The sequence below is a fragment of the Hymenobacter sp. BT188 genome (assembly GCF_014333585.1).
GTDB lineage: Bacteria > Bacteroidota > Bacteroidia > Cytophagales > Hymenobacteraceae > Hymenobacter.
The window spans coordinates 724292-750308 of record NZ_JACSCW010000003.1 but is presented as its reverse complement, the minus strand read 5'-3'; the positions used below and the strand labels follow the sequence as shown (position 1 = coordinate 750308).

Below are 26017 nucleotides of genomic sequence, written 5' to 3'. Positions count from 1 at the left end.
AGTTGTGTAGGGTTCATTTAATAGTCTCCTTACGGTATTTAAGCTCGCAACAAGACGTCATCCAACTACCTACTACAAGCGCGGTGGCAGTGACCTAACCAGAGCTGACTTCTTGTTCACCAATGCATGGATGACGTGCGTCACGACGCCCCACACATCCAGGCGCGCCCCGGCCAGCAGCTCCAATGCTGCATAGTCCTCATTTTCGGCTTCGAGCCAGATACGGTCGTCGCGCAGGCGCAGACGCTTCAGCGTATGCTCACCGTCGACTACCGCCACCACAATATGCCCATCGGTGGGCGAGATAGCACGGTCGACAGCAATCAGGTCGCCCGGATAGATACCAGCCCCCACCATAGAGTCGCCCGTGACGCGGGCCAGGAAGGTGGAAGCGGGGTTGGTAAACAGATGGCGGGACAAATCGAGGGCCGCTTCCTGATGGTCATCGGCGGGCGCGGGAAAGCCAGCCGGCACCGGACAGGCATAAAATGGCAACTCGAGATTCAGGCTCTCCAGCGGAAAATCATAGATCAGAACAGCACTCATCAGCTAGGGGGCGGCTTGTACCTGCCCGGGCTGCTATTTACTAAATAAATTAGTAAATAGTTACGTCTATCTTGTTTAAAACCTTGATTAAACAATTTGATTAGCATAAGGCTTATATATTTAGATAAGCCTAAATTAAACTCTGAGATATATTTAGAATCTATATATGTACTGATAATAGGTATCAAAATTGACTAATATTTTTAGCTTATCAAGAAAATCAGTATCTTTGTATATGTCGAAAGTAAAGCTCCCTACTCCGCTTCCTGTTCAGCAATACGCACGGTGCGTAGATGACAGCCGCCGCCCCGCCGACTACATCGGCGACTGGCCCATGGCCCAGCAAGTGTATCCGGTACGTGTGCTTCCAAACGCCCGTACTAAGCAGCCGCAGGTCCATGTTTTAGGCTTCTACGCCGAGCGTCCTTATGGTGCATTTGCCCCCCACCGCTTCGAAATGGTGGCGCAGGTGTGGCTTAATTAATCAGTCAACATTTTCGTTAACTCACCTTAGCCTTTCGGCTGTTTCCGTGTCTCGGGGGCAGCCGTTTTTGTTTGTACTCGCGTGCTACTTGATGGTCAGATCGGACTCAGTTTATTTACTGGGGGGCTTTTATCCCTAAATACCAAACTTGCTTTGTTCAGAAGACCGTCTTCGCTTGCACACCATTTTGCAGCCAGCGTTTTCGGCATTCATTCTGAGAATATATTTGGGAATAATTTCCCCTCATGGAACAACCCAACGATCAGGTTTATAGCATTCCGGCTCCCTACCGCCGCATGGAAAACATGCACATTCTTTTCTGGCTGCTCAAGGATATTGGCTGGTGCATCATCTGGAAGCCATTGGCGCTCAGCATGATTGTACCAACACTGAGCATCGCCCTGATTATTACCTGGCGCACCCGCACAATCAAGGCTGAGCTGGCTCACAACCTCGCTATTGTGTTCTGGATTAGCGCCAATTCCTATTGGATGATAAGTGAGTTTTTCAACTTCGAAGCCGTTCGGGTGTGGGGCAACGTTACCGGCAAACACCTGGCGCTTATTCCTTTTCTGTTAGGCCTATTGGTTTTGCTGTATTACTATCTGGTGCAGAAGCCACGGGAGACTCGTTTGAAGCCAGTAGTCGCTACTTAGCTCGGGCTACAACTTTGCAATTTCTGCATCCTCCTAATCATAAGCAGAGCCTCATTGTAGGACACAAAAAAGGCCGCCTCTCCAAATGGAAAGGCGGCCTTTTTTAACTTAAACGTAAAATCTACTTCTGCGACAGTTCAGCAGCACCCGATTCTTTCAAGCGAATCAGGTTCAGTGCCGAGCCAGCCTTGAACCACTCAATCTGACCTTGATTGTAGGTATGGTTGAGGTTGATAAGGTCCGTGTCGCCATCGGCGTGATGCAGACGAGCCTGAATCTGGCTACCGGGCGCAAATGTGGTGAGGCCGATGATGTCGATAACGTCGTTTTCTTCGATCAGATCGTAGTCGGCCTTGTTAGCGAAGGTGAGTGCTAGCATACCCTGCTTCTTCAAGTTGGTTTCGTGAATACGAGCAAACGATTTCACGATAACTGCTCGAACGCCTAAGTGACGGGGTTCCATGGCAGCGTGCTCACGCGAAGAGCCTTCACCGTAGTTCTCATCACCCACGACCACCGAGCCAATACCCATCGACTTATAGGTACGAGCTACCTGTGGCACCGTGTTATACGGGTTGCCCTGGGTTACCTGATCTCTTACAGAATTGGCCTCGCCGTTGAAAGCGTTGGTAGCCCCGATGAGCATGTTGTTGGAGATATTGTCCAGGTGACCACGATACTTCAGCCACGGGCCAGCCATGGAAATGTGGTCGGTGGTGCACTTGCCCTGAGCTTTGATGAGCAGACGCAACCCTTTCAGATCGGTGCCTTCCCATGGCTTGAAGGGCTCCAGCAACTCCAAGCGGTCCGACTCCGGATCAACGATTACCTGTACACCTAAGCCATTCTCGGCGGGAGCCTGGTAGCCAGCATCTTCAACGTCGTAGCCCTGGGGGGGCATTTCTACACCAGTTGGCTCATCCAGCTTCACCTGCTGGCCATCTTTGGTAGCCAGCGTGTCGGTGAGTGGGTTGAACGTAAGGTCACCGGCAATGGCGAAGGCCGTCACGATTTCGGGCGAGGCCACAAACGCGTGGGTGTTGGGGTTGCCGTCGTTGCGCTTGGCGAAGTTGCGGTTGAAGCTCGTAATGATGGAGTTTTTACGCTTTGGGTCGTCGGAGTGACGTGCCCATTGGCCAATGCACGGACCGCAAGCATTAGCCAGTACCACGCCACCCATTTGGGCGAAGGTATCCAGCAAACCGTCGCGCTCCACCGTATAGCGTACTAGCTCTGAGCCGGGGGTTACAGTGAACTCGGCATTCACGGTCAAACCCTTCTGCACTGCTTGGCCAGCGATGGAGGCAGCGCGGGTAATATCTTCGTACGATGAGTTGGTGCACGAACCGATCAAGCCTACTTCCAGCTTTGCAGGCCAGCCGTTCTCGCGAACAGCAGCAGCAAACTGCGAAATGGGCCAAGCGGCGTCCGGCGTGAACGGACCGTTCACATAGGGCTCCAGCGTGTTCAAGTCAATTTCGATCAGCTGATCGTAGAAGTTCTCAGGGTTGGCATACACCTCGTCGTCGGCGCGCAGGTGCTGGGCCACGCCGTTGGCGAGGTCCGCGATTTCGGCCCGGCTGGTGCCGCGCAGATAATCCGCCATCTTCTCATCGTAGCTAAACACCGAAGTGGTAGCGCCGATTTCGGCTCCCATATTGCAAATGGTGCCTTTGCCGGTAGCTGAGAGGCTGTTGGCGCCTTCCCCGAAATACTCGACAATAGCACCCGTACCGCCTTTAACGGTTAGGATGCCGGCTACGCGCAAAATTACGTCTTTGGCCGAAGTCCAGCCGCTGAGCTTGCCTGTCAGCTTCACGCCAATCACTTTCGGGAACTTCAACTCCCAAGCCATGCCGGCCATTACGTCCACGGCATCGGCACCGCCAACGCCAATGGCAATCATTCCCAGACCGCCAGCATTCGGCGTGTGCGAGTCCGTCCCGATCATCATACCGCCGGGGAAGGCGTAGTTTTCGAGTACTACCTGGTGAATAATACCGGCACCGGGCTTCCAGAAGCCGATACCGTATTTATTGGAAACAGAAGCAAGGAAGTCATACACCTCACGGTTTTCCTCGTTGGCCTGAGCCAAATCGGCATCGGCGCCTACGCGGGCCTGAATGAGGTGGTCGCAGTGCACAGTGCTGGGCACAGCGGTTTTGTCTTTACCGGCCTGCATAAACTGGAGCAAGGCCATTTGGGCGGTGGCATCTTGCATAGCCACGCGGTCGGGGGCGAAATCGACGTAGGAAACGCCACGCTCGTAGGCTTGCTGCACTTTGCCACCATAGAGGTGAGCGTACAGGATTTTCTCGGTCAGAGTAAGCGGACGGCCAACGGCAGTGCGGGCGGCTTCGATGCGCTCGCCCATGCCAGCGTACACGGCCTGAATCATTTCTAAGTCAAACGCCATAGTCGGGAGGGAAAAAGGGTAAAGTGGTAGGCTTCTTAGAAGCAGTACGCAAATATAGGCGGCCGACGTTGCGGTGCATACATTTTATCTTTGCGAACCTATCTTGCTAAAACCTAAAATTGCCCCCCACAGTTTCAGTCTGTGTTTCCTTCGTATTTCCTCCTCTTTATGTCGCTGCGCTTCAAAATTTGCCCCCCAGCTTTAGCTACTGCCTTGCTGTTGAGCCTGGGGGCTTGCCAATCCAATTCCTCGTCTGAAAAAACCGCTGCTGTGCAAAACGAATCCGGCGCTGCTTCCGCCCTCAAGCCCGGCACGTGGCGCGCGGTGCTCTCCACGCAGGGCCAGGAAATCCCGTTTTTGTTTGACGTAGAAGCCGTGGGGGGCAAATCTGTGGTGTATCTGCGCAACGGCGAGGAGCGCCTGAAGCTCGACGAAATCACCACGGCCGGCGACTCGACTACCATAACCCTGGGCGTATTTGATGCGGCCTTAGTCGTGCGGGCCGATGGAGAAGGCAAGCTGAAAGGCGCCTGGGTGAAGTACGACGCGCCGGAGCCGTATCGCGTGCCGTTCACGGCCACGCTTGGGAGGCAAAAATTATTCCCTGCCGCGTCGGGCCAGCCACAGTCATTCGATGGTACCTGGAGCGTGACGTTTAAAGATGATGAGGGCCAGACGTATCCTGCCGTGGGCGTGTTCAAGCAAAATGGCAACGACGTAAAAGGCACTTTCCTGACAACTACCGGCGATTATCGCTACTTAGATGGGCAAGTTGACGGCAATAAGCTCCAGCTTTCCACATTCGATGGCAACCACGGCTACTTGTTTACGGCCACGCGCAACAGCGACACGAACACTATCATCAACGGCGATTTCTACAGCGGCAAAAGCGGCCACGAAACCTGGACGGCCAAGCTCGACGCGAACGCCAAACTCCCTGACGCCAACTCGCTCACGTTCTTGAAGCCCGGCGAGAAAAAGCTCGACTTTAAATTCCCCAACATCTACGAAGGCGGCTCCATCTCCCCTTCCGACCCTAAGTACAAAGGCAAAGTGGTAGTGGTGCAGCTGCTCGGCTCATGGTGCCCCAACTGCATGGACGAAACCAACTTCCTGGCTCCTTGGTACGAGAAAAACAAAAGCCGCGGCGTGGAAGTAATCGGCCTTGGCTTCGAGCGCAGCCCCGACCAGAAAAAAGCCGCCCAACGCCTCATCAAAATGAAGGAACGCCTCGACGTAGGCTACGACCTGGCCGTGGCCGGCATCGCCGACAAAGACGCGGCTGGCAAAGCGCTGCCCCAAATCAATAAAGTGCTGGCCTTCCCCACTACCATCATTCTGGACAAAAAAGGCGACGTGCGGAAGATTCACACTGGCTTTTCCGGCCCCGGCACCGGCAAGTATTACGATGAGTTTGTAGCCGATTTCAACAAGACTATCGATCAGCTGGTCAAAGAGTAGAATTGGCTGTGCCTGAACAGTAAGAAGCCCGTTTCCTAGTCTGGAAACGGGCTTCTTACTGTTTTAAAGAACTTATCACGCTGAACATGCCAGCTAGTAATCTGCTGTTACCTGAGCTGACTACCGCTGCCGCTCCAGCAGCACAATTGGCGCGTCGTGATAGATAGTGCGAGCAAACTCCTTAAAACCGAATTTGCGGGCCAGGCTCAGGGAAGCAACATTGTCGGGGTCGATAATACAGGTCAGGCGGGCGGCGGAGAAGCGGGGCTCAATCCAATCCAGAGCGGCTTGCACGGCTTGGGAGGCGTAGCCCCGGCCGTGCAGGCGCGGATCGAGAACCCAGCCGCCTTCCAGGGTGCCTTTGAGCGAAGGCGTCAGGTCGCGCTGAAAATCAAAGAAACCCACCGAGCCGACGTACTGGCCCGTTGCTTTTTCCTCAATGGTCCAGCTCCCGTACCCAAACATCGCCCAGTGTCCTAGCTGGCCCAGCATGCGCCGCCACACATCTTCCTCCGTGTGCGGCTTGCCGCCCAGAAAGCGGTAGAAGTCGGGTTGCTGGTGTAGGGCTGCGGCCGCTGGCAGATCGTCGGGCTGCGGGCCGCGCAGCAGTAAGTCCGGCGTTTCGAGCGAGGGCACCAGCGGCGCGGGCGCATCACGTAAAGTTAGCATAGACACGGGGCTGGATTATTATAGTGGCGAGCAGGTAAATATAGAGTTGAAAATACCTTGGGATAGCTACTACGCCTTGCGCCGCCGAAAGCGCACCCGGATTTCCTGGCGTGGCCGGAGCGTAATAAGCGGCATCAAGTCAACGGGCGGCTGCTGAACCCACTCTACCTCGAAGCGGCGCAGCATTTCCAGCAGCACCAGCTGCATTTCGGTGAGGGCAAACTGATTGCCGATGCACAGACGCGGGCCGCCGCCAAACGGAATGTAGGCATACGGTGCCTGTTGGCGCAGCTGATCAGGGCCAAAACGCTCCGGGCGAAAAGCTTCGGGCTCATCCCAGAGCTTCGCAGAGTGATGAATGCCATACAAATACCCCGAAATAAGCGTGCCTTTGGGCAAGGCAAGGCCATTGTAGCTGTCATCGGCGGCGGCCACGCGGTCCAGAATCCAGGCGGGCGGGTACAGGCGCATGGTTTCCTGAATGACTTGGAGAGAATAACCCAGACCGGGCAAATCAGCGAAAGTGGCGGGCCGGTCGCCAAGCACCTGGTCCATTTCAGCGCGCAGCTTGGCCACCACCTCCGGATGCTGAGCCAGCAGATACCACAGCCACGACAACGCATTGGCCGATGTTTCGTGGCCGGCTACCAGAATGATGGCAGTTTCATCCAGCACTTGCTCCTCGGTCATGGGTTCGCCGTTGTCCTCGTAGCGGGCATCGAGCAGCATTTGCAGCAGGTCGTCGGGGGCGGGGCCGCTAGACTGCTGGCGCTGCCGGATGTATTGGCGCACGATGTCGCGCAGCTCTGCTGCCAGCTGGTCGTGGCGCCGAAATTGCCCCCTGGCGTGCTGCCAGGGCCGCAAATACGGTTGGCGCACCGTGCGCACATAAAAGGCCTGAATAGCCGTCAGCAGTTCGGCCATACGCTGCAACTGCGCCTCGCCCAAACTGTTGCTAAACACGGACCGCGCGATGATCCGAAACGCCGTGGTCGTCATTAGCTCGTGCACCGCTACTTCCATCGCACCCCCCTGCTGGGCTGCTTCACGCTCCAGCGGCTCCAGGCAGTCATTGATTTCGGCTTGCATCAGCGTAACCAAGCTGCTTATTCGCTGCCGATGAAAGCCGGGCTGAATCAGGCGGCGCTGCTGTAGCCAGTAGATGCCTTCGCTGGTGAGCAGGCCGTGGCCGAGGTAGCGCGCAATGCCGTGTGATAAGTCGGACTTGGGGTAGTTGCGGTGGTTTTTTTGCAAAATATGCTGCACCAGGCCAGGGTCACGGGTGAGCACGGTGCGCCGAATGCCCCCCAGATACACCACAATTGTGTCGCCATAGGTATCGAGGTAGTTATTCAGTAACGGAATAGGATTAGCTGCCAGCGTAATCGAGTTACGCAAGGACTTCCAGCGGGGCACTACGGGCAACGATGCAGCGTGAGGAGGTGGCATACGAGAAAATTAAGCGGGCCTCAAATTACATCTGCCTCGGCTTTTTACGTGTAGAAAAATGAGCTAAAACGCTCAGTCTTGCAGGTGTTGGAATTATCGTTCTGGGGGGCTTTTTGGGGAATGGCAACACAAAACACCCGAACGTGCGTACACCTTGCTAGCGCCTCCCTCTTCGTGGCGCCACCGTTACCGCTCCCCATTTATCTCCAAAACCAAACACTTCCTCCCTATGTGGATTCAGCAAAAACCCGGCACTCCTGCCCCCCTCGACGAATTACAGGGCCGCACCGTAGGCCTCAAATTTGAGTGTAACCACTGCAATACCGAAGTTTTCACCGATCTGATCGGCGTACCTGCCCCCGATTTGCTGGCCAACTCCATGGAAGATGACGGCCAGTTTGAAACCGAGGAAATCAAGTGCCCCGGCTGCGATATGACGCATGCTATCACCGTGCGCAGCACCTTCGAAGGTGTGCAGTTTGATGTGTCGGAAGTGAAGCCCGAAAGCGTAAGCTACCAGGTAGCGGAGCCCGAAGCGTAAACACTCGTTGTTGATCTGACCATACTTTTTTATACCACCAAGCCTGGCGGCTGCCTTTAAAAGGCGGTTGTCAGGCTTGGTGCTTACCGGCCCATTCTTCGCTGATGAAAGCATTTATTTTCGACCTCAATGGCACCATGATCCATGACATGGAATTTCACACCCGTGCGTGGCAATCCATCCTCAATAACGACCTGGGGGGCAATTTTTCGTGGGCTGAGGTGAAGCAGCAGATGTATGGCAAAAATCAGGAGCTGCTCGTGCGCATGTTTGGCCCCAACAAGTTTTCGGCCGCCGAGATGGAAAGCTTATCCTTGGAAAAAGAGAAGCGCTATCAGCAAGAGTATCAGCCGCATTTGCAGCTGTTGCCCGGCTTGCCGGAGTTTCTGGAAGCCGCCCATCAGCGGGGTATTCCGATGGCCATCGGCTCGGCGGCTATTATGTTCAACATCGACTTTGTGCTCAACAATCTGAACATTCGGCATTACTTCCAGGCCATTGTGAGCGCCGATGATGTAACGCTGAGCAAGCCCCACCCCGAAACATTTCTGGAAGCTGCCCAGCAGCTGCACGTTGCGCCCGCCGACTGCATCGTGTTTGAAGACGTGCCGAAGGGCGCCGAAGCCGCTCAGAATGCCGGCATGAAAACCGTGATTCTGACCACGACACATCAGAAAGCGGAGTTCGACGCGCTATATAACGTGCTCCATTTCGCTGCCGACTTCCACGATCCGTTTATGCAAACGCTGCTATAAGACAAGCACCGAAGGCTTATTTCTCCCGCTCAATAGTATAATTGATGAGTTGCTCCAGCGACACGCGCGAGGGCGAATCGGGGAAGGTGCGCAAAATGGTGAGCGCCTCGTCGCGGTAGCGCTCCATCACCTGCACCGCGTATTCGAGGCCGCCGGTTTTCTTCACAAACTCAATTACAGCCTGCACCCGGTCTTTGCGGCCATCATTGTTTTTGACATTGAAAATGACGCGGCGCTTGGTCAGCCAATCGGCTTGCTGCAGGGAGTATATGAGCGGCAGCGTCATCTTTTTCTCCTTGATGTCGATGCCCACGGGCTTGCCGATTTCGTCGGTACCGAAGTCGAAAAGGTCGTCTTTGATCTGGAAAGCCATGCCTACTTTTTCGCCGAAAAGCCTGGCCCGCTCAATCGTTTCTTTATCCGCCCCGGCCGAAGCGGCTCCCACAGCGCAGCAAGAGGCAATGAGAGAGGCCGTTTTCTGGCGAATAATATCAAAGTACACGTCCTCCGTAATGTCGAGGCGGCGGGCTTTCTCAATTTGCAGCAGCTCACCTTCGCTCAACTCCCGCACGGCATTGTTCACGATTTTCAACAAATCGAAATCGTCGTGCTCAAGCGCTAGCTGCAAGCCGCGGGAAAGCAGATAATCGCCCACGAGCACCGCAATCTTGTTTTTCCAGAGCGCATTAATCGAAAAGAAGCCGCGGCGGTAGTTGCTTTCGTCTACCACATCATCGTGCACGAGCGTGGCCGTGTGTAGCAGCTCAATGAGGGCCGCGCCGCGAAACGTAGCTTCGGGCAGCGGATCGCCGCCACTGATTTTGGCCGTGAAAAACACGAACATCGGGCGCAGCTGCTTGCCTTTGCGCTTAATGATGTAGCCCATTATCTTGTCAAGCAGCAGTACTTTGGTCTGCATCGAAGCCCGGAATTTGCGTTCAAATTCCTCCATTTCGGCCGCTATCGGGGCCTGTATCACGTCGAGCGTTCCTTTCATGCGGGGCATTGGGCGCTGCAATGATACGCGGCCGCCGCCCGGTTTCCTAACTGGCTACCACGGGGCTGTTCTTGCGCTTTGTTCATTTCAACTGTGTGGGGGGCAAATTTCGTAGCTTACTTTTGCTACACTACTTAATCGGTAACAAAATGCCCCCCAGCCTCTCTCCTACCGCCGTTGAGTTCCTATTAACCTGCTCCCGCCACACCCGGCCTTTTGCCGCTGATGCCCGCTTTCTGCCCGATGGCCAGCCCAAACCGGTAGTCGTGTTTGTGCATGGTTTTAAAGGCTTTAAGGATTGGGGTCATTTCAATGTGCTGGCCGATTACTTTGCGCGTCAGGGCTTTGTATTCATCAAGCTCGACCTCTCGCACAACGGCATCGTGCCGGGCGGCACCGGTGATCTGGAAGACATGGAGGCCTTTGGCAACAACAACTTCAGCCTGGAACTGGACGACCTGGGTACCCTGCTCGACAGTCTCTACTGGCCCGGCGAAGCGCCTATTCCAGCCCCTGAGATGGATTTGAGTCGCCTGTTTCTGGTGGGTCATAGCCGGGGCGGCGGGCTGGCCATGCTGAAAGCGGCCGAAGACGCGCGCGTGCGGGCCGTGGCCGCCTGGGCGCCTATCAGCGACATAGACCAGCGCTGGTCGGAGGAAGTAATGAAGCGGTGGCAGGCCGAGGGCGTGCAGTACATTGATAATACGCGCACCGGCCAGCGCATGCCGCTTTATTACCAACTCGTCGAAGACTTTCAAGCGAATAAAGAGCGCCTCGATATACCAACGAATGTGCGCGAAAAGCTGCGTCAGCCCCTGCTTATCCTGCACGGCGACGAAGATGAAACCTTACCTGTAGCCATGGCCCACGACCTAAAAAGCTGGAAGCCTGATGCTGAGCTGGTTATTCTGCCGGGCGCCGGCCATATGTTTGGCGGCAAGCACCCCTGGGATGAGGACCAGCTACCGAGGCTGGCGCAGGAAGTAGCCGACCGCACCATCGCCTTTTTCCAAGGCATCAAATAGCTTGGCCGCCAACTTGACTACCCACACGGCTTACCTGCTGCTCGGCAGCAACCTCGGCGACCGAGTTGACACGCTACGCACCGCTGTGCAGCAGCTAAGCGAGTTGGCAGGCGTGGTTTCTAGCACATCATCACTTTACGAAACCGCTGCCTGGGGCTTAGAGCAGCAGCCCGCCTTTCTGAACCAAGCCGTGCGGCTTCGCACAAATTTGCCCCCCGAAGCGCTGCTGGATGTCTGTCTGCATGTGGAGCATCTGGCCGGCCGCGAGCGGCGCGTGCGCTGGGATGCGCGCACATTGGATGTTGATATTCTGCTATATGACGCGCTGGTGCTGGATTCGCCCCGGCTTGTAGTACCGCATCCGGCCCTGCCCCAGCGGCGCTTTGCTTTGGTGCCCTTAGCTGAAATTGCGGCTGATGCAGTGCATCCAGTGTCGGGCCAAACGGTATCTGAGCTGCTGGTAGCTTGCCCCGATAAACTGGCAGTGAAGCAGTGGACTGATGCTTAGCTCGGCGGCTTGCTATCTTTAAAAAGCGAGGACAGAAATGTGAATACACGTTTCTGTCCTCGCTTTTGTATCATGAGTTCAAACCGGCTAAACTGCCGAGCTAGCCGCCGCTTGGGGGGCAATTTTCTTCACTAATCCCTGCAAGACTTTGCCCGGTCCGCACTCTACGAACTCTGTAGCGCCGTCTTGCGCCATCTGCTGAATAAGTTGGGTCCAGCGCACGGGGGCTGTTAATTGGCGCACAAGGTTTTCGCGGATTTCGTTGGGGTCACGGTGCGGGGCGGCATCTACGTTTTGGTACACGGGGCAAATGCCGGCGGCAAAAGGTGTCGTTTCGATAGCACGGGCTAATGCCGCCTCTGCCGATTGCATAAGCGGAGAGTGAAAAGCCCCCCCGACGCTTAAAGGCAGCGCACGCTTAGCACCAGCCGCCTTCATCTGCTCGCAGGCAATCGTAATTCCCTGTTGGGTACCCGAAATAACCAGCTGACCGGGGCAGTTAAAGTTGGCAGCAACCACGATGTCGCCTTTTTGGCTGATTTCCTGACAGATGCGCACTACTACGTCATCATCCAAACCCAGAATCGCGGCCATGGTGCCAGGTTGTTCTTCACAGGCAGCCTGCATGGCCTGCGCCCGCTGCGCCACCAGCTGAAGAGCGTCTTCAAACTTCAGCACCTTAGCTGCCACTAACGCCGAAAACTCACCCAACGAATGCCCGGCTACCATATCGGGAACTAGTTCTGGAAGGCTCGCGGCCAACGCTACCGAGTGCAGAAAGATGGCCGGCTGGGTGACATTAGTTTGGCGAAGATCTTCGTCGGAGCCAGTGAACATGATATCAGTGAGGCGAAAGCCTAAGATGTCATTGGCTTGGTCGAATAACTGGCGTACGGCTGGTTGCTGCTCATAAAGGTCGCGGCCCATACCGCTAAACTGACTGCCCTGGCCGGGAAAAATGACTGCTTTCATAAAGCGCGAAGTGAAGCGAGATTTGGAATAGGTTGGGTTTAATGAGCGGTTTGGCAACCAACTCAACGGTCGCGCAAGCTGCACAAATTGAGCGGTAAGCCCAAAAAAGCCCCCCAGCTATGTTTTTACTGCCTATTAGAAAAAAACAGGGCGAACCTTCTGGCTCGCCCCGTTGATAAACATATTATAGAAAGGAAAATCAGCGCGTGATTTCCACCCAGCCTTTATAGGTACGCTTCGTGCTATTGAAATCGGCAAATTCAACCTCCGCAATGTAGTAGTACACGCCTTCGGTGAGTTTCACGCCCCCTTTGCCTTCGGTTGCGTTGCTGGTGCCTTCCCACTCAATTAAGGGTTTTTGGTCGCTTTCGTACACTTTCACCCCCCAGCGGTTAAAGGCTTGGAAACGCGTGCGCCGGATGGGGCTCGCTACTTTTGGCCGGAACGTATCGTTGCGCTGGTCAGCGTTGGGGGTAAAGATATTCGGCAGCACAAAGAACAGGCAGTTGTCTTTACACTCAATGTTGCTCAGCGCACTCCGGTTGCCTACCGCATCTACGGCCTGAATGGCGTAGCAACCAGCAAAAGTCGCCTTGCCGGGCCGGTTGGGCCGATCCCGATCCAATCGATCCACATAGCTCTGCTGCGTCACCGAGTCGATGGCAACGAGAGGTCCTTCGGGCGTTTCCCGATACAGAATCCGGTAGTAAGCAATCTCGCGGCTGCAATCGACGGGGGTGTTGCCCAGCGTCCAGCGCAGCTTGTTGCTATACACCTGGTTGGGTGCCGGGAAATTGGGCAGCGCGGCCAAGCTGTCGCAGTTGGTTTGCACCAGTGTTAGCACCGGCGGACACGGCACAGCATTCAACGCGATACACTTTTCCTGGCTCTTGTTCAACAACGGATCGGGTATATCGGGGTTGCTGTACGTGCCGTTTGTCTCCACATAATAACAGTACACCTGCCCTTTGCGCAAGGGTACGACCGTAGTGCCCTGATCGACAAATGTGCCCCCCGTGGCGGTGCCCGTCGCGGTGCCTACCTGCACAAACGGACTGCCCGGTGTTGCATCGCGCCTATAAATAGTCGTGGGCCGGAGCGCATTATTCCACGGTACCGTATACGTCCAGTTCAGCGTGATGCGGTTAAGACTCGGGTTCGAAACGTCAGCGGTGCCTTCCAATCGTACGCTGGATGCCGTTGAAGTTTCCGTTAGTACGGCTGAGCCGGGTCCAGTTACTGCATTGCTGAAGAATTCTAGTCGATATGTAAAAGTATTAGCCAGCGTGTTAATGCCAGTATCCACAAACGACAGCTCGTCCAGATTATTCGTCGTGAAAACCACGGTAGGCGCAGCCGTACCGACCGAACGCAGCAGGCGATAGCCTACTGGTGGAATGAAACCGCTTTGGCTGAAAGGCTTGGTCCAGCGCACCGTAATAGCACCGTTGGTGGCATCCGTACGATCTACGGTCACGTTGGTCAATACCGCGCTCCGGCCTTGCAGATTCAAGCATACCTCCGCGGAGGCAATGCTGGCGCCACCTTTTGGCCGCGGAAACTCTGCGTAGATGCGATAGCAATAGTTTTTGCCCCGCTCAAGGCCTAAACCGCCTCGGTCATCACGGAAAATATCTGTCCCGACTGGCACCGACCCAACCTGCACAAAGCCCGAACTAGCCGGAATACCTGTTTCGCAAGGGCCAGGAGTAAAGTTTGATGGACCTTCTTTCCGATAAATCAGAATGCGGCTGGCATTGCTGCATGTATACCGGTCCCAGGTCAGAATAGCGCTGTTGCCTTCACCACGTACACCGAGGTTTTGTGGGGGCGGCCCTACTACTGTGATACGCCACGCCTTCTCGTCAATTAAAACTGTACCAGATGGCGGTTGGTCGTCTGCCTTGAAGACAACGGTATATGGATCGGAAGCAACATCTGTGCATTGGGGCGTCCAGCGGAAAGTACCGCTAGCTTGCGGTGGTCCGGTTGAATTCTGCACGAAGGTGGCAGGCGGGAAAACACCCCCGAAAGCAGATAAGGTTACCTTATCATTATTCGGGTCAGTAGCCGTAACCGTCTGGGTGATGGGCGTACCGGCTATCACGCAAAGGTCTTGCGGAATGTTAATGATAGGCCGCAGGTTGTTCGTGGGCTCTACCAGAATCTGCATATCACGGATCACCTCTCCTATCAGGCGAGCTGGTCCGGTCCCACTTCGTCGGTACTCCAGAACGGCGAAAGCGAAATTATAAATACCCACCCGATTCGGTGCATTCCATACAATCTGCCCCGTTCGTCGATCTTGGGTAAATATGGATTCTCCGCCCCCTGGAAAATTCAGATACGGCACCTGTACTCCACGCGGCTCCGTTAGGTTAGGAAAAATATAATTAGTGGTAACAACTGGCTTGGGACGGCAATTATCTATGTTAATAGATCCCTCTACACCATTGGCTACTTGCTGGCTGGGGCGCAGCTCAAATACCAAGGAATCACCATCGGCATCAAAAGCGGCGGGGTTATGCAGCCATACCTGATTGACACCGGCTTTATCATAAGCCGGCGCATTAAGTACCGGTGACCTGTTTATATTAAGCTCAGGGGCAATAGTAACTCGGGTAGATATATAGAAGGTTTGCGTGTTGGAGTCCGACATGTTGCGTACTCCGCCATTGCGTAATTCTCCAATGTAGCTGACCAAATAGCTGCCAGGAGCATTATAAGTGTGCTCAAAGTAATAGACATTGATTTGGGTGCCCGGAATTACCTGACGTAGCGTGGTGCGCGGTATTTCACGAACCCCCGTACAGCTCCCATCGCCAAAAAATATAGCGACTTTATCTTCATCGACCTTAGAGGTCTCATTGTCGGTGAAGAGTACCATCTTGAAGAAAATGCGCCGCGGGTTGCGGGCGCTAACAGGCAGCGTGGTATCTGACTTAGCCTGTATATCGCCGGCCCTGATGTGGGAGGCTTCAGCAGTGGGCGTTACTCCCAAAGAGGCTAGTATGGTTAGTACCAACCCCAACAATAACCAACTAACGCGTCGAGGTAGCGGAAGCTTCATATTAAAGGGCGATTAAAGACAATTTTTAGAAGAGCAGAAGGTCAGCAAAAATGCGCTGTTTACCTAACAAACAACGCGCGCATGGTGTTACATATTCGCTATGAAGCTCTAACGGCCCCGCTATTAGATTGATTCATGTCTTTTCTAAACGTCGGATGTCGATTGTTTCGTACTTGGTCGGCCCTTACCTTTGACCATATACAACCGACCTTTCCAAAATCACCAATAACTCCTATGAGTTGGATTACGAAGACGTTTACTAGCAGTATTGGCCGCAAGGTAATTGTGGCCATCACGGGCCTTTTTCTTTGCACTTTCCTTGTTGTGCACTTAGTAGGTAACCTCCAGTTATTTAAGGATGACGGTGGAGCGGCCTTCAATATTTATTCCCATTTTATGGGTACCAATCCTGTCATCAGAACCTTGGAGTGGGTATTGGTGCTAGGCTTTGGTTTTCACATATATGAGTCGTACACCCTGGCCGTGCGCAACCGTGCCGCCCGCAAAGTAGGCTACGTAGACAGCCGCCCTTCGGAAAACAGCCCTTGGTACTCGCGCAGCATGGCGCTGCTCGGCACTTTGATCCTCATTTTCCTGATTGTGCACATGTACAACTTCTTCTATCGGGCCCGCTTCGGTGACCTCGATCCAGATATCAACAACAATGACGACCTATATACTTTGGTTGTTACCTCTTTCAAACAGTGGTGGTATGTGTTGCTGTATGTGGGCGCCCAAATAGCCTTATGCTATCACCTCATCCATGGCTTCCGTAGCGGCTTCCAGACCTTAGGCCTGAATCACCGCAAGTATACACCTATCATTCGCGTCATCGGCTATATTTTCGCCATCGTCGTGTGTGCTGGCTTTGCCTCAATGCCGCTGTACTTCTACTTTTTTAAATAGTCCTAACCTCGTATTACGATGAATCTGGATTCCAAAATTCCTGAGGGGCCTCTCGCCGAAAAGTGGGAGAAGCACAAGTTCAATGTGAAGCTTGTGAATCCCGCCAACAAGCGGAAGTACGACGTAATTATTGTGGGTACGGGTCTGGCAGGCGCTTCTGCGGCCGCGTCGCTGGCTGAGCTGGGCTACAACGTAAAGGCTTTTACCTACCACGATTCGCCTCGTCGCGCTCACTCTATTGCGGCGCAGGGCGGTATTAATGCTGCAAAAAACTATCAGAACGACGGCGACTCCGTATTCCGCCTGTTCTACGATACCATTAAAGGTGGTGATTACCGTTCCCGCGAAGCAAACGTATATCGTTTAGCTCAGGTCTCGGTTAATATTATCGACCAGTGCGTGGCGCAAGGTGTGCCCTTCGCCCGCGAATACGGTGGCTTGCTGGCTAACCGTTCCTTCGGTGGTGCTCAGGTAAGCCGAACCTTCTACGCTCGGGGCCAAACTGGTCAGCAGCTACTATTGGGGGCCTATTCTGCCCTCAGCCGGCAAATTGCTTACGGAAAAGTAAAGATGTACACCCGCTCCGAAATGTTGGAGTTGGTAGTAGTGGATGGCAAAGCTCGCGGCATCGTAACGCGTAACCTGATTACTGGTGAGATTGAAACGCACGCGGCTCACGCGGTAGTCTTGGCCACGGGTGGTTACGGTAACGTATTCTATCTGAGTACCAACGCTAAGTATTGCAACGTAACGGCGCCATGGCGTGCGCACAAGAAAGGCGCTTACTTCGCTAACCCTTGCTTTACACAGATTCACCCTACTTGTATTCCTGTATCCGGTGACTACCAGTCGAAGCTGACCCTGATGTCGGAGTCGCTGCGTAACGACGGACGGGTTTGGGTTCCGAAGACCAAAGAAATGGCTGAGCGCCTCCGTGGGGGGCAAATTCGAGTGGCAGATATTCCTGAAGAAGAGCGCGACTATTTCCTGGAGCGTAAGTATCCTTCTTTCGGTAACCTCGTTCCCCGCGATGTGGCCTCGCGCAACGCCAAGCAGGCCTGCGACGAAGGTCGTGGTGTGGGCTCGACGGGCCTGGCTGTTTACCTTGACTTTGCCGATGCTATCAAGCGCGAAGGCGTAGATAAGGTGAGTCAGAAGTACGGCAACCTGTTTGCTATGTACGAGAAAATCACCGCCGAAAATCCTTACGAACTGCCGATGCGCATCTACCCAGCGGTGCACTACACCATGGGCGGCCTGTGGGTGGATTACAACCTGATGACTTCCATCCCAGGTTTGTATGCTACCGGTGAGTGCAACTTCTCTGACCACGGTGCTAACCGTCTGGGTGCTTCTGCCCTCATGCAAGGCTTGGCGGATGGCTACTTTGTAATCCCTTATACAATTGGTGATTACTTGGCACAAATGCCCCCCACGCCCGTTACTACACAGCACGCAGCCTTTAAAGAGGCTGAGGAGGCGGTGCACGCTCGTACTCAGAAGCTGCTCAGCATCAAGGGTACCCGTACGCCGAACGAGTTTCACAAAGCACTTGGTCACATTATGTGGGACCATTGCGGCATGAGCCGTAACGCCGAGGGCTTACAGTTTGCCAAGCAGGAAATTCAAAAGCTGCGCCGTGAGTTCTGGTCTGACCTGAAACTGACGGGCACCAACGAAGAGTTGAACCAGATGCTGGAAATTGCTGGCCGTGTGGCTGACTTCCTGGAGCTCGGTGAGCTAATGGTAGACGACGCGTTGAACCGCAAAGAAAGCTGCGGGGGGCATTTCCGCGAGGAATATCAGACGCCCGAAAACGAAGCCCTTCGCGACGACGAAAACTTCGCTTACGTAGCCGCCTGGGAATGGACGGGTGATAATCAGCCTGAAACTCTACATAAAGAAGAGCTACAGTTCGAAAACGTAAAACTCACGCAGCGTAGCTACAAGTAAGCCCGGAAGTGGGAGTAAGATGAGGAAAGTGAGACATTAGTCCGATACTTCTTCACCTTTCTACTCCCTCTCACTTCTCTCCTCTCAACTCTCAGTTTACTATATAAGATGGCCGGTAATAACCCTAATGCAAAACCGATGAACCTTACGCTTAAGGTATGGCGGCAGCGCAACCGTAATAGCGAGGGCAAAATAGTAGAGTACCAAGTGAAGGATATTTCGCCCGAAATGTCTTTCCTGGAAATGCTGGATGTGCTCAACGAGGACTTATTGCTCAAAGGCGATGAGCCCGTAGCATTCGACCACGACTGCCGCGAAGGTATTTGTGGCTCCTGCGACCTCTTTATTAATGGCCGTGCGCACGGCCCGGAGAAAGGCACCACCACGTGTCAGCTTCATATGCGCAAGTTCAGCGACGGCGACACGATTACGATTGAGCCTTGGCGCGCCAACGCTTTCCCCGTAAACCGCGACCTGAGCGTAGACCGCTCGGCCTTCGACCGCATTATTCAGGCTGGTGGCTACATCAGTGTGAACACGGGCGGTGTACCTGATGGCAACGAGATTCCGATTCCGAAGAACATTGCCGATAAGGCATTTGAGGCAGCGACCTGCATCTCGTGTGGCGCTTGCGTAGCAGCCTGCAAAAATGCGTCGGCTATGCTGTTTGTTTCGGCTAAGATTTCTCAGTTAGCCTTGTTGCCGCAGGGGCAGGTAGAGCGTAAAACCCGTGTGGAGAACATGGTAGCTCAAATGGACAAAGAAGGTTTTGGTGCCTGCACCAACATAGGTCAGTGCGCTGCGGAGTGCCCAGTAGGCATCTCGCTCGAAAATATTGCTCTAATGAACCGCGAGTTTATTAGCGCAAAAGCTACTTCTGAAAACCTAGCGTAGGGTTGTGCAGTTATAGTGGAAGAGGGCGAAACGGGTTCCGTTTCGCCCTCTTTTTTGCCCCCTACTTTCCGCTCTCACACATCATGATTACTATTATCATCGGGACAAATCGTCCGAATTCCAGGGCCCGTCGGGTGGCCGTTTTATACGCTGACTTGCTTAAGAGCCAGGGCGCCGACTGCCAGCTTCTGGACCTCACCGACTTGCCCTCCGACTTTATTACCTCGGCTCTGTATGCGAATACAGGTCGGCACGATGGCTTCAATGAGCTTTTCGAGCTGACTAATAACGCCGATAAGCTGGTGTTCGTGGTGCCGGAATACAATGGCTCTTTCCCCGGCGTGTTGAAAGCATTTATTGATGGCCTACCTTATCCTGGCGGTATTCGTGGCAAGAAGGCGGCGTTGATTGGAGTTTCAACCGGGGTGCAGGGCGGCATTTTAGCACTTAGCCATCTGACCGATATCCTGATGTATTTGGGCACGGCGGTGCTGCCGGCACGCGTCCGCTTGCCGGCTATCGACAAGCATTTGGGTGAGGATGGAAAGCTGACGAATCCGCTATATCAGCAGTTGCTGGAAGAACAGGTGACGCAGTTGCTGGCGTTTTAGGCGGTAGCGTATCGGCTACAAATCACGCAGGCGCTTTCCTTGCTGACGGGCCCACAAACCGTGTTTGGATTGCCCAATCATTTGCCCCCCATAAATACCCTGATGGCCCGAAAACAGGTAACTGACCACGCAGGCCAAGCCCGCATACAGTCCGCATTCGTGGCCAAATAGCTCCATAGCCATAAGCGTACAGGCTAATGGCGTGTTGGCCGCGCCGGCAAATACCGCTACGAAACCCATCCCCGCCAGTAGCGGCATGGGCAAGGCCAAGCCCGGCGCCAATGCATTACCCAGCGTAACACCAATAAAAAATAAGGGCGTCACTTCGCCACCCTTAAAACTGGCTCCCAAAGTGAGGGCTGTGAGCACAAGCTTAAGCAAAAAATCGTAGGGCGGCACCGGTATTTTAAGCGCTTCCTCAATGACCGGAACACCCAGGCCGATATAGCGCGTGGTGCCCAAAGCCCATACGGCCAAGGCTACTAGCACGCCACCAACTACCGGCCGAAGTGGTGGCCAGGCAATCAGCTTTTTAAAAAAGCCCCCCAACAGGTGCGTAAGGCAACTAAAGCTTCGGGCAGCCAGCCCAAAGACAATACCTGCACAAGCGGCGCTAAGCAGCCCGAGCGGTGACGGCGCCGGCACCGCCAGCAGCGGATAAGCGGTGTGCCCCACTCCCCAGAGACGCGTGACATAATCGGCAAGAATGGCCCCCAGAAAGCTGGGCAGGATGGCATCGTAGCGCAGCCGGCCAATGAGGAATACTTCCAGTCCAAAAACGGCGCCCGCTAACGGTGTGCCGAACACGGAGGCAAAACCTGCGCTGACGCCAGTAATCAGCAGCAATGTCCGGTCGCGGGGGGGTAGGCGCAGCAGACCGCGGAGTTGGTCGGCCAGGGCGGCGCCCATTTGCACAGCAGTACCCTCACGGCCAGCCGAGCCCCCAAACAGATGCGAGAGCAGCGTACCAATCAGCACCAGCGGCACCATGCGCAAGGGCAAGGTGGCTTGGGGAGAATGGATTTCGTCGAGCAGCAGGTTGTTGCCGCCTTCCACACTTCGGCCGAAATAATAGTACAGTAGCCCCACCAAAAAGCCCCCCAGCGGCAATAGGGCAATAATCCAGCGGTGGGCTTCGCGCCAGTTCGTCACATAATCCAGCGCTACCAGAAAGCCCGCCGATGCCGTGCCCGCAAGTCCACCGACGACGGTACAGATCAGCAGCCAACGGCCTGCAAACAGCAGCAAGGGCGTGTACTCGGCGCGGAGGGCAGTGAAGTAACGATACATGAATAAGCGATGGCCGAGCGGGAAGTCGGACGAAGATACATATCCAGCAATAAGCTCCTGCGTGTTCGCGTTAGCACGCCCAAGGCTTGATGTTGGGGGGCTTTTTCTAAGCTTCGGACGCTTATTTTATAAATTTTAGCTCGTCCATAAACAGAACAAGCAACTCCACGCTTGAATACTTGTCTGTAGGGCAAATCTGATAATTACCGATAGCGACTGGAGGGCTTTTTCTTCGCTAATCGCCTCTCTTCCAAGCTGCGTTATCTCACTTTTTACCTTTATCTCCAAGGTACTTTATGCTAGCCACCCGGAAATTCTGGGTTTTGGCCCCATCCGGCCTCCATTAGTCGAAAAACAAGATAAGCGCCTTCCGGCCCTTCTACCTTTACTTCATGAAACACACATTACCGTTGTTGCTGGCCGGGCTCGGCCTGTCCTTTCACACGCTTGCCCAAACGACTCCAGCTACACCTTCCACTCCTACCTCGCGGCCTGCGTTGGTTACGCCGCCAACTGCCCCACGCGGTACCGCCGGCCTCAGCGGTACTGTAATGGATAGCAAAACCGGTCAGCCAGTGGAATATGCGACCGTCGCGCTGCTCGATCAGAACACCGACAAAGCGGTGGATGGCGGTATCTGTGACGAGAAAGGCAAGTTTGTTTTCAGCAAAGTGGCTCCCGGCACCTATAAGATCAGCATCAGCTTTGTCGGTTACCAGACAAAGGTGCTGGATAATGTGCGCTTGGCTGACGGCGAAGTGAACCTGGGGGGCATTTCGCTGGCTGCTACCACGCAGCAGCTCGGTGAAGTGAAAGTGACGGGCGAGCGGGAGTTAGTGGAAAACAAAGTCGACCGCATTGTTTACAACGCCGATAAGGACATCACAAACAGCGGTGGTACGGCAGCTGATGTGCTCAAGAAAGTACCGTTGCTGGCCGTAGACCTGGATGGCAACGTGGAGCTGCGCGGCTCGTCCAACGTGCGCGTGCTCATCAACAACAAGCCCAGCACCATCGTAGCCTCATCCGTAGCCGATGCGCTCCGTCAGATTCCGGCCGATCAGATCAAAACTGTAGAAGTTATTACCTCGCCTTCGGCTAAGTATGATGCGGAAGGCACAGGGGGCATTGTCAACATCATTTTAAAGAAAAATGACCTGGCCGGCGTAAACGGCTCCGTGAACGTATCGGCCGGCACGCGCTCCAGCAACCTGAACACCAGCCTGAATGCACGCAAAGGCAAAGTGGGCGTGAATGCGAACTTGGGCTCCTTTGGCTTTTATAACCGCGGCCGGGGTGAAACTTTTCGCCGCGACTTTGAAGGCGCCACAACGATAGCGACCCTGACTCAGCTTAGCACCAATCGTACCCTCGGCGGCGGAATTTACAGCCAGGTGGGAGCCGACTTCGACCTCACGCCCAAAGACGCTCTTAACATTAGTGCCCGCGGCAACCTGTTTCGCTTTAATGCCCCCCGCACGCTCAGTTCGGAGTACATCACCAGCGCTGGCCCAGACATTTACAGCCGGGATATTGAGGTCGACAACCAAAATCGCAACCTCGATCTGAACTTCGGCTACACCAGAACGCTGGCTAAGCCCCGACAGGAATTCAGCGTTTTGGCTCTTTACAGCGTAAATAAAGGCCTAAACGAATACGACCTCGACCAATTCCGGCCTGAGCTTACCGGACCCGATTACCGCGAGCAAAGCTTCAACGACAGCCGCAACCGTGAGGCCACTTTCCAGGCCGACCTTGTGCAGCCCATCGACAGCACCAGCACATTAGAACTGGGGGCCAAAACCATTTTACGCCAAGTAAACACAGATTTCCAAATCGAAGCGGATAGCGTGGATGGCCGCGGTTTCCTGCTCCTTCCCGACCGCACCAACCAATTTCGCTACGACCAAGACGTGTACTCAGGCTACGCAACCTATGGGTTTAGCTTACTGAAAGTGTACACGTTTAAATTGGGTGCCCGCGTAGAACACACTCGCATCGGCGGTGACTTTTTCTCTAACGATACCCAGATCAGCCAGCAGTACACCAACTTTATTCCGAGCGTTGTTGCCTCCCGCGATTTTGGCAAAGACAATAACCAGAAGCTAAAGCTCAGCTACACCCAACGCGTGCAGCGTCCAAACATCTACTTCCTTAATCCTTTTCTGAACACCAGCGACCCGCGCATTTTTTCCCGCGGGAATCCCGAGCTTGACGCTGAGCTAACCGATTCATACGAGCTAGGCTACAGCACCTTTATCAAGAAGAGCAACCTGAATTTCTCGCTTTACTCTCGTCGCACCAACAATGCCATTGAGAGCGTGTCGAGCTTGGTGCCACTCGACTCATTGATTACGACTGACGATAAGGAAGCGCGAGTGATTTACACCACATTCCAGAACGTGGCGCGCAATGCTACTTACGGCATGAGCGTGTTTGGCTCAACGAAGCTGACCGACAAGTGGACTATAAACGGCAACGTGAATGCGTACTATGTGACGCTCAAAAGCGCTAGCCTGAACACCACCAATGATGGCTTCATGTATAACGCAAACATCTCTTCGTCATATCAATTTGACAAGGGCTACAGTGCACAGTTCTCGGGCTTCCTGAACTCGCCCCGTGTGCAGTTGCAGGGTCGTACCTCCGCTTATCAGTACTACAGCATTGCGGCCAAAAAGGAACTGTTCAAGAAAAAAGGCAGCCTGAGCGTGGGGCTGGATAACCCTTTCAACCGCACCATTCGCTTCCGCAATGAACTGGATGCGGCCCGCTTTACCTCCCGCAGCAACAACTACGTATACAACCGTGGGGTGCGCGTGAGCTTTAACTATCAATTTGGTAAAATGGACAACCGCGCTAGCCGCCCCAAAAAGAGCATCCGCAATGATGACCAGAAGTCGGGCGGCGACGGCCAGGGCCAGGGCCAACAGTAAGCAAAAAGAAGCCGTTGGTTACGTATAACCAACGGCTTCTTTTGTTAGCGATATTGTGTTCACAGCAAACAAGTAGCTCCCGTTTCAGCTTAACTTCCGGCGGCGCAAAAAGCCCCCCAGCCATGAAAAAGCCGTTTATCCTTCTTATGTGGGCCACTATATCCGTACTAGGAGCGTGCAGCACGACAAGTTCGTCTGGCTCACGTACGCTCAGTCCTGATAGGGAGCAAGCAGATCCAGTCCGGCAAGATTCGGCCGTAGTTGACACCCTTGCTCGCCCTAGGTAAAGCGGTAAACATAAAAGACAGAAACCGCCGGAGAATCTCCAGCGGCTTCTGTCTTTTATGTGTATCAAGTAAAACCTAATCTACGTTGTCATGCAGAAACCGATTGTCGCCTAACAGCTCATTATCGTCGGAAAGGTTGAAGCGGGAAATGTCGCGCTCATTCGATGGTGTTACATTTTCCAGCTTCACGTGGCGGCGCAAATAAGCAGGTGTTTCCAGCTGATCCTTGATAGCATCATTAGTCAACCCGTTGCTTAAGTCCTGAAGGCGGCGACGACGTTCTTCGGCGCGGGCATCCAGTGTCGGGCGCGGCGCAGCATGTTGCTGATGCTGGGGCTGCGGTGCAGGCTGCTGCACAGCTATCAGTTCCGGAGCCGGCGACGAGGGCGCAGCTACGGGCGGCACATAGTTTGAAACCGACGTTTCCAGATCAAAAGTGACCTTGGGCGGTTCAACCGGAGCAGGCGCCGGTGCGGGCGCAGGAGCCGGCGTGCCAAACGTAGGCACCATCGGCGCAGTAGGCGCTTCCTGACGATCTTTGTCAAACAAGTTGATCTGCGGATCAGGCTCTTGCTCTTCAGCAACCTTGTTATTAACAAAACCCGTGTTGATGGTGTGTGCATCACGGGCAAAACCCGTAGCAATAACCGTTACGCGGATGCTCTGGCCCAAAGTCGAATCGATACCGTGGCCGAAGATAACCTCAGCATCCTGGCCGGCTTTGTCCTGGATGTACTCCGTAATTTCGGTCAGCTCATCCATTTCCAGCTCAGCCTGGTCACCCGACATAATGCTGAGCAGAATTTTCTGCGCGCCATGAATATCGGTGTTGTTGAGCAGCGGCGAAGCCAAAGCCTCCTCAGCGGCGCGCTGAGCGCGATTTTCGCCATCGGTGATGCTGCTGCCCATAACGGCCGCACCCGAGTCCTTCATGACGGTTTTCACGTCTTCAAAGTCCACGTTCACCTCGCTGGTTACCGTGATGATCTCCGCAATACTCTTCGCTGCCGTGCTCAGCACGTTATCCGCTTTCGCGAAAGCCGCCCGGATAGGCAGATTACCAAAGATTTCGCGCAGCTTATCGTTAAGAATCACGAGCACGGTGTCGCAGTTCTCGCTTAGCTCTTTGATGCCATGCTCGGCCTGCTGACGCTTCTTTTTGCCCTCAAACAGGAACGGAGCGGTCACGATGCCTACGGTCAGAATGCCTAGCTCCTTAGCCACTTTGGCAATAACAGGTGCAGCGCCGGTGCCGGTACCACCGCCCATACCGGCCGTGATGAACACCATGCGGGTGCCGTTGCTAAGTAGCTCCCGAATCTGCTCGCGGCTCTCGATGGCAGCTTGCTTACCGCGCTCGGGGTTAGCGCCAGCGCCAAGGCCTTCGGTAAGGTCGACGCCGATCTGCAGTTTGGTAGGCACGGTGCTGCTGTGCAGCGCCTGCTTATCCGTATTGCAAATAATGAACTCTACGTCCTTTATGCCCTGGCTGAACATGTGGTTCACGGCGTTGGAACCACCGCCGCCCACACCAATTACCTTGATGATAGACTTTGAAGTGGAAGGAATATCGAATTTATAATTCATGAGG

21 protein-coding genes are annotated in these 26017 nt (G+C 54.4%); 12 read left to right on the top strand and 9 right to left on the bottom strand.

The features are described 5' to 3' along the window. Positions 1–72: 72 nt before the first annotated feature. Positions 73–546, bottom strand: a complete 474-nt coding sequence (locus H8B13_RS11325; RefSeq protein ID WP_187310888.1) for a LexA family protein — start codon at positions 544–546, stop codon at positions 73–75. 235 nt (positions 547–781) lie between these two features. Between H8B13_RS11325 and H8B13_RS11320 the strand changes: the two genes are divergently transcribed. Further along, a complete protein-coding gene (locus H8B13_RS11320) occupies positions 782–1030 on the top strand; it encodes a hypothetical protein (protein ID WP_187310887.1) in 249 nt (82 codons plus the stop codon). A gap of 245 nt (positions 1031–1275) precedes the next feature. Continuing rightward, positions 1276–1686 (top strand): hypothetical protein, encoded by a 411-nt coding sequence (locus H8B13_RS11315; protein ID WP_222841399.1) that lies wholly within the window; start codon positions 1276–1278, stop codon positions 1684–1686. Positions 1687–1807: 121 nt separating this feature from the next. Here the strand turns inward: H8B13_RS11315 and H8B13_RS11310 are convergent, their stop codons facing one another. Next, positions 1808–4102 (bottom strand): aconitate hydratase, encoded by a 2295-nt coding sequence (locus H8B13_RS11310; protein ID WP_187310886.1) that lies wholly within the window; start codon positions 4100–4102, stop codon positions 1808–1810. A 270-nt stretch (positions 4103–4372) separates the two neighbouring features. On the opposite strand from H8B13_RS11310, the gene H8B13_RS11305 reads away from it, so the two are divergent. Beyond that, complete coding sequence (locus H8B13_RS11305) at positions 4373–5563, top strand: TlpA disulfide reductase family protein (protein ID WP_315985130.1); 1191 nt, start codon at positions 4373–4375, stop codon at positions 5561–5563. 120 nt (positions 5564–5683) lie between these two features. Here H8B13_RS11305 and H8B13_RS11300 read toward each other — a convergent pair whose 3' ends face one another. Then, positions 5684–6232, bottom strand: a complete 549-nt coding sequence (locus H8B13_RS11300) for a GNAT family N-acetyltransferase (protein ID WP_187310884.1) — start codon at positions 6230–6232, stop codon at positions 5684–5686. 69 nt (positions 6233–6301) lie between these two features. Next, on the bottom strand, positions 6302–7681 hold the full coding sequence (locus tag H8B13_RS11295; RefSeq protein WP_187310883.1) for a cytochrome P450: 1380 nt from the start codon (positions 7679–7681) through the stop codon (positions 6302–6304). A gap of 229 nt (positions 7682–7910) precedes the next feature. Between H8B13_RS11295 and H8B13_RS11290 the strand changes: the two genes are divergently transcribed. Both H8B13_RS11290 and H8B13_RS11285 read left to right on the top strand, forming a co-directional pair. Further along, positions 7911–8222, top strand: a complete 312-nt coding sequence (locus H8B13_RS11290) for a hypothetical protein (protein WP_187310882.1) — start codon at positions 7911–7913, stop codon at positions 8220–8222. A 104-nt stretch (positions 8223–8326) separates the two neighbouring features. Beyond that, entirely contained in the window at positions 8327–8977 is a 651-nt protein-coding gene (locus tag H8B13_RS11285) for an HAD family hydrolase (RefSeq protein WP_187310881.1), read from the top strand. Positions 8978–8993: 16 nt separating this feature from the next. Here H8B13_RS11285 and H8B13_RS11280 read toward each other — a convergent pair whose 3' ends face one another. Next, positions 8994–9974 (bottom strand): polyprenyl synthetase family protein, encoded by a 981-nt coding sequence (locus H8B13_RS11280; RefSeq protein WP_187310992.1) that lies wholly within the window; start codon positions 9972–9974, stop codon positions 8994–8996. Between the two features lie 149 nt (positions 9975–10123). Between H8B13_RS11280 and H8B13_RS11275 the strand changes: the two genes are divergently transcribed. Both H8B13_RS11275 and folK read left to right on the top strand, forming a co-directional pair. After that, entirely contained in the window at positions 10124–10999 is an 876-nt protein-coding gene (locus H8B13_RS11275) for an alpha/beta hydrolase family protein (protein ID WP_187310880.1), read from the top strand. A gap of 1 nt (position 11000) precedes the next feature. Next, positions 11001–11507 (top strand): 2-amino-4-hydroxy-6-hydroxymethyldihydropteridine diphosphokinase, encoded by a 507-nt coding sequence (folK, locus tag H8B13_RS11270; protein ID WP_261990316.1) that lies wholly within the window; start codon positions 11001–11003, stop codon positions 11505–11507. An 87-nt stretch (positions 11508–11594) separates the two neighbouring features. Here folK and fabD read toward each other — a convergent pair whose 3' ends face one another. Both fabD and H8B13_RS11260 read right to left on the bottom strand, forming a co-directional pair. Next, positions 11595–12479 (bottom strand): ACP S-malonyltransferase, encoded by an 885-nt coding sequence (fabD, locus tag H8B13_RS11265; RefSeq protein ID WP_187310879.1) that lies wholly within the window; start codon positions 12477–12479, stop codon positions 11595–11597. 199 nt (positions 12480–12678) lie between these two features. Further along, the gene (locus H8B13_RS11260) at positions 12679–15549 is read right to left on the bottom strand and encodes a gliding motility-associated C-terminal domain-containing protein (RefSeq protein WP_187310878.1); all 2871 of its coding nucleotides are present in this window, start codon (positions 15547–15549) and stop codon (positions 12679–12681) included. Positions 15550–15783: 234 nt separating this feature from the next. On the opposite strand from H8B13_RS11260, the gene H8B13_RS11255 reads away from it, so the two are divergent. The 4 genes from H8B13_RS11255 (at position 15784) to H8B13_RS11240 (ending at position 19913) form a co-directional block, all read left to right on the top strand. Beyond that, complete coding sequence (locus H8B13_RS11255) at positions 15784–16455, top strand: succinate dehydrogenase cytochrome b subunit (RefSeq protein WP_187310877.1); 672 nt, start codon at positions 15784–15786, stop codon at positions 16453–16455. A gap of 18 nt (positions 16456–16473) precedes the next feature. Continuing rightward, on the top strand, positions 16474–18408 hold the full coding sequence (locus H8B13_RS11250) for a fumarate reductase/succinate dehydrogenase flavoprotein subunit (protein ID WP_187310876.1): 1935 nt from the start codon (positions 16474–16476) through the stop codon (positions 18406–18408). A 138-nt stretch (positions 18409–18546) separates the two neighbouring features. After that, positions 18547–19302, top strand: coding sequence for a succinate dehydrogenase/fumarate reductase iron-sulfur subunit (locus H8B13_RS11245; protein ID WP_187310875.1), 756 nt, complete (start codon positions 18547–18549; stop codon positions 19300–19302). Positions 19303–19385: 83 nt separating this feature from the next. Then, positions 19386–19913, top strand: coding sequence for an NADPH-dependent FMN reductase (locus tag H8B13_RS11240; protein WP_187310874.1), 528 nt, complete (start codon positions 19386–19388; stop codon positions 19911–19913). Between the two features lie 15 nt (positions 19914–19928). Here the strand turns inward: H8B13_RS11240 and H8B13_RS11235 are convergent, their stop codons facing one another. Next, the gene (locus H8B13_RS11235) at positions 19929–21203 is read right to left on the bottom strand and encodes a voltage-gated chloride channel family protein (protein ID WP_187310873.1); all 1275 of its coding nucleotides are present in this window, start codon (positions 21201–21203) and stop codon (positions 19929–19931) included. A 392-nt stretch (positions 21204–21595) separates the two neighbouring features. Between H8B13_RS11235 and H8B13_RS11230 the strand changes: the two genes are divergently transcribed. After that, on the top strand, positions 21596–24139 hold the full coding sequence (locus tag H8B13_RS11230; RefSeq protein WP_187310872.1) for an outer membrane beta-barrel family protein: 2544 nt from the start codon (positions 21596–21598) through the stop codon (positions 24137–24139). Between the two features lie 362 nt (positions 24140–24501). Here H8B13_RS11230 and ftsZ read toward each other — a convergent pair whose 3' ends face one another. Beyond that, a complete protein-coding gene (gene ftsZ, locus H8B13_RS11225) occupies positions 24502–26013 on the bottom strand; it encodes a cell division protein FtsZ (RefSeq protein WP_187310871.1) in 1512 nt (503 codons plus the stop codon). Positions 26014–26017: the final 4 nt, after the last annotated feature.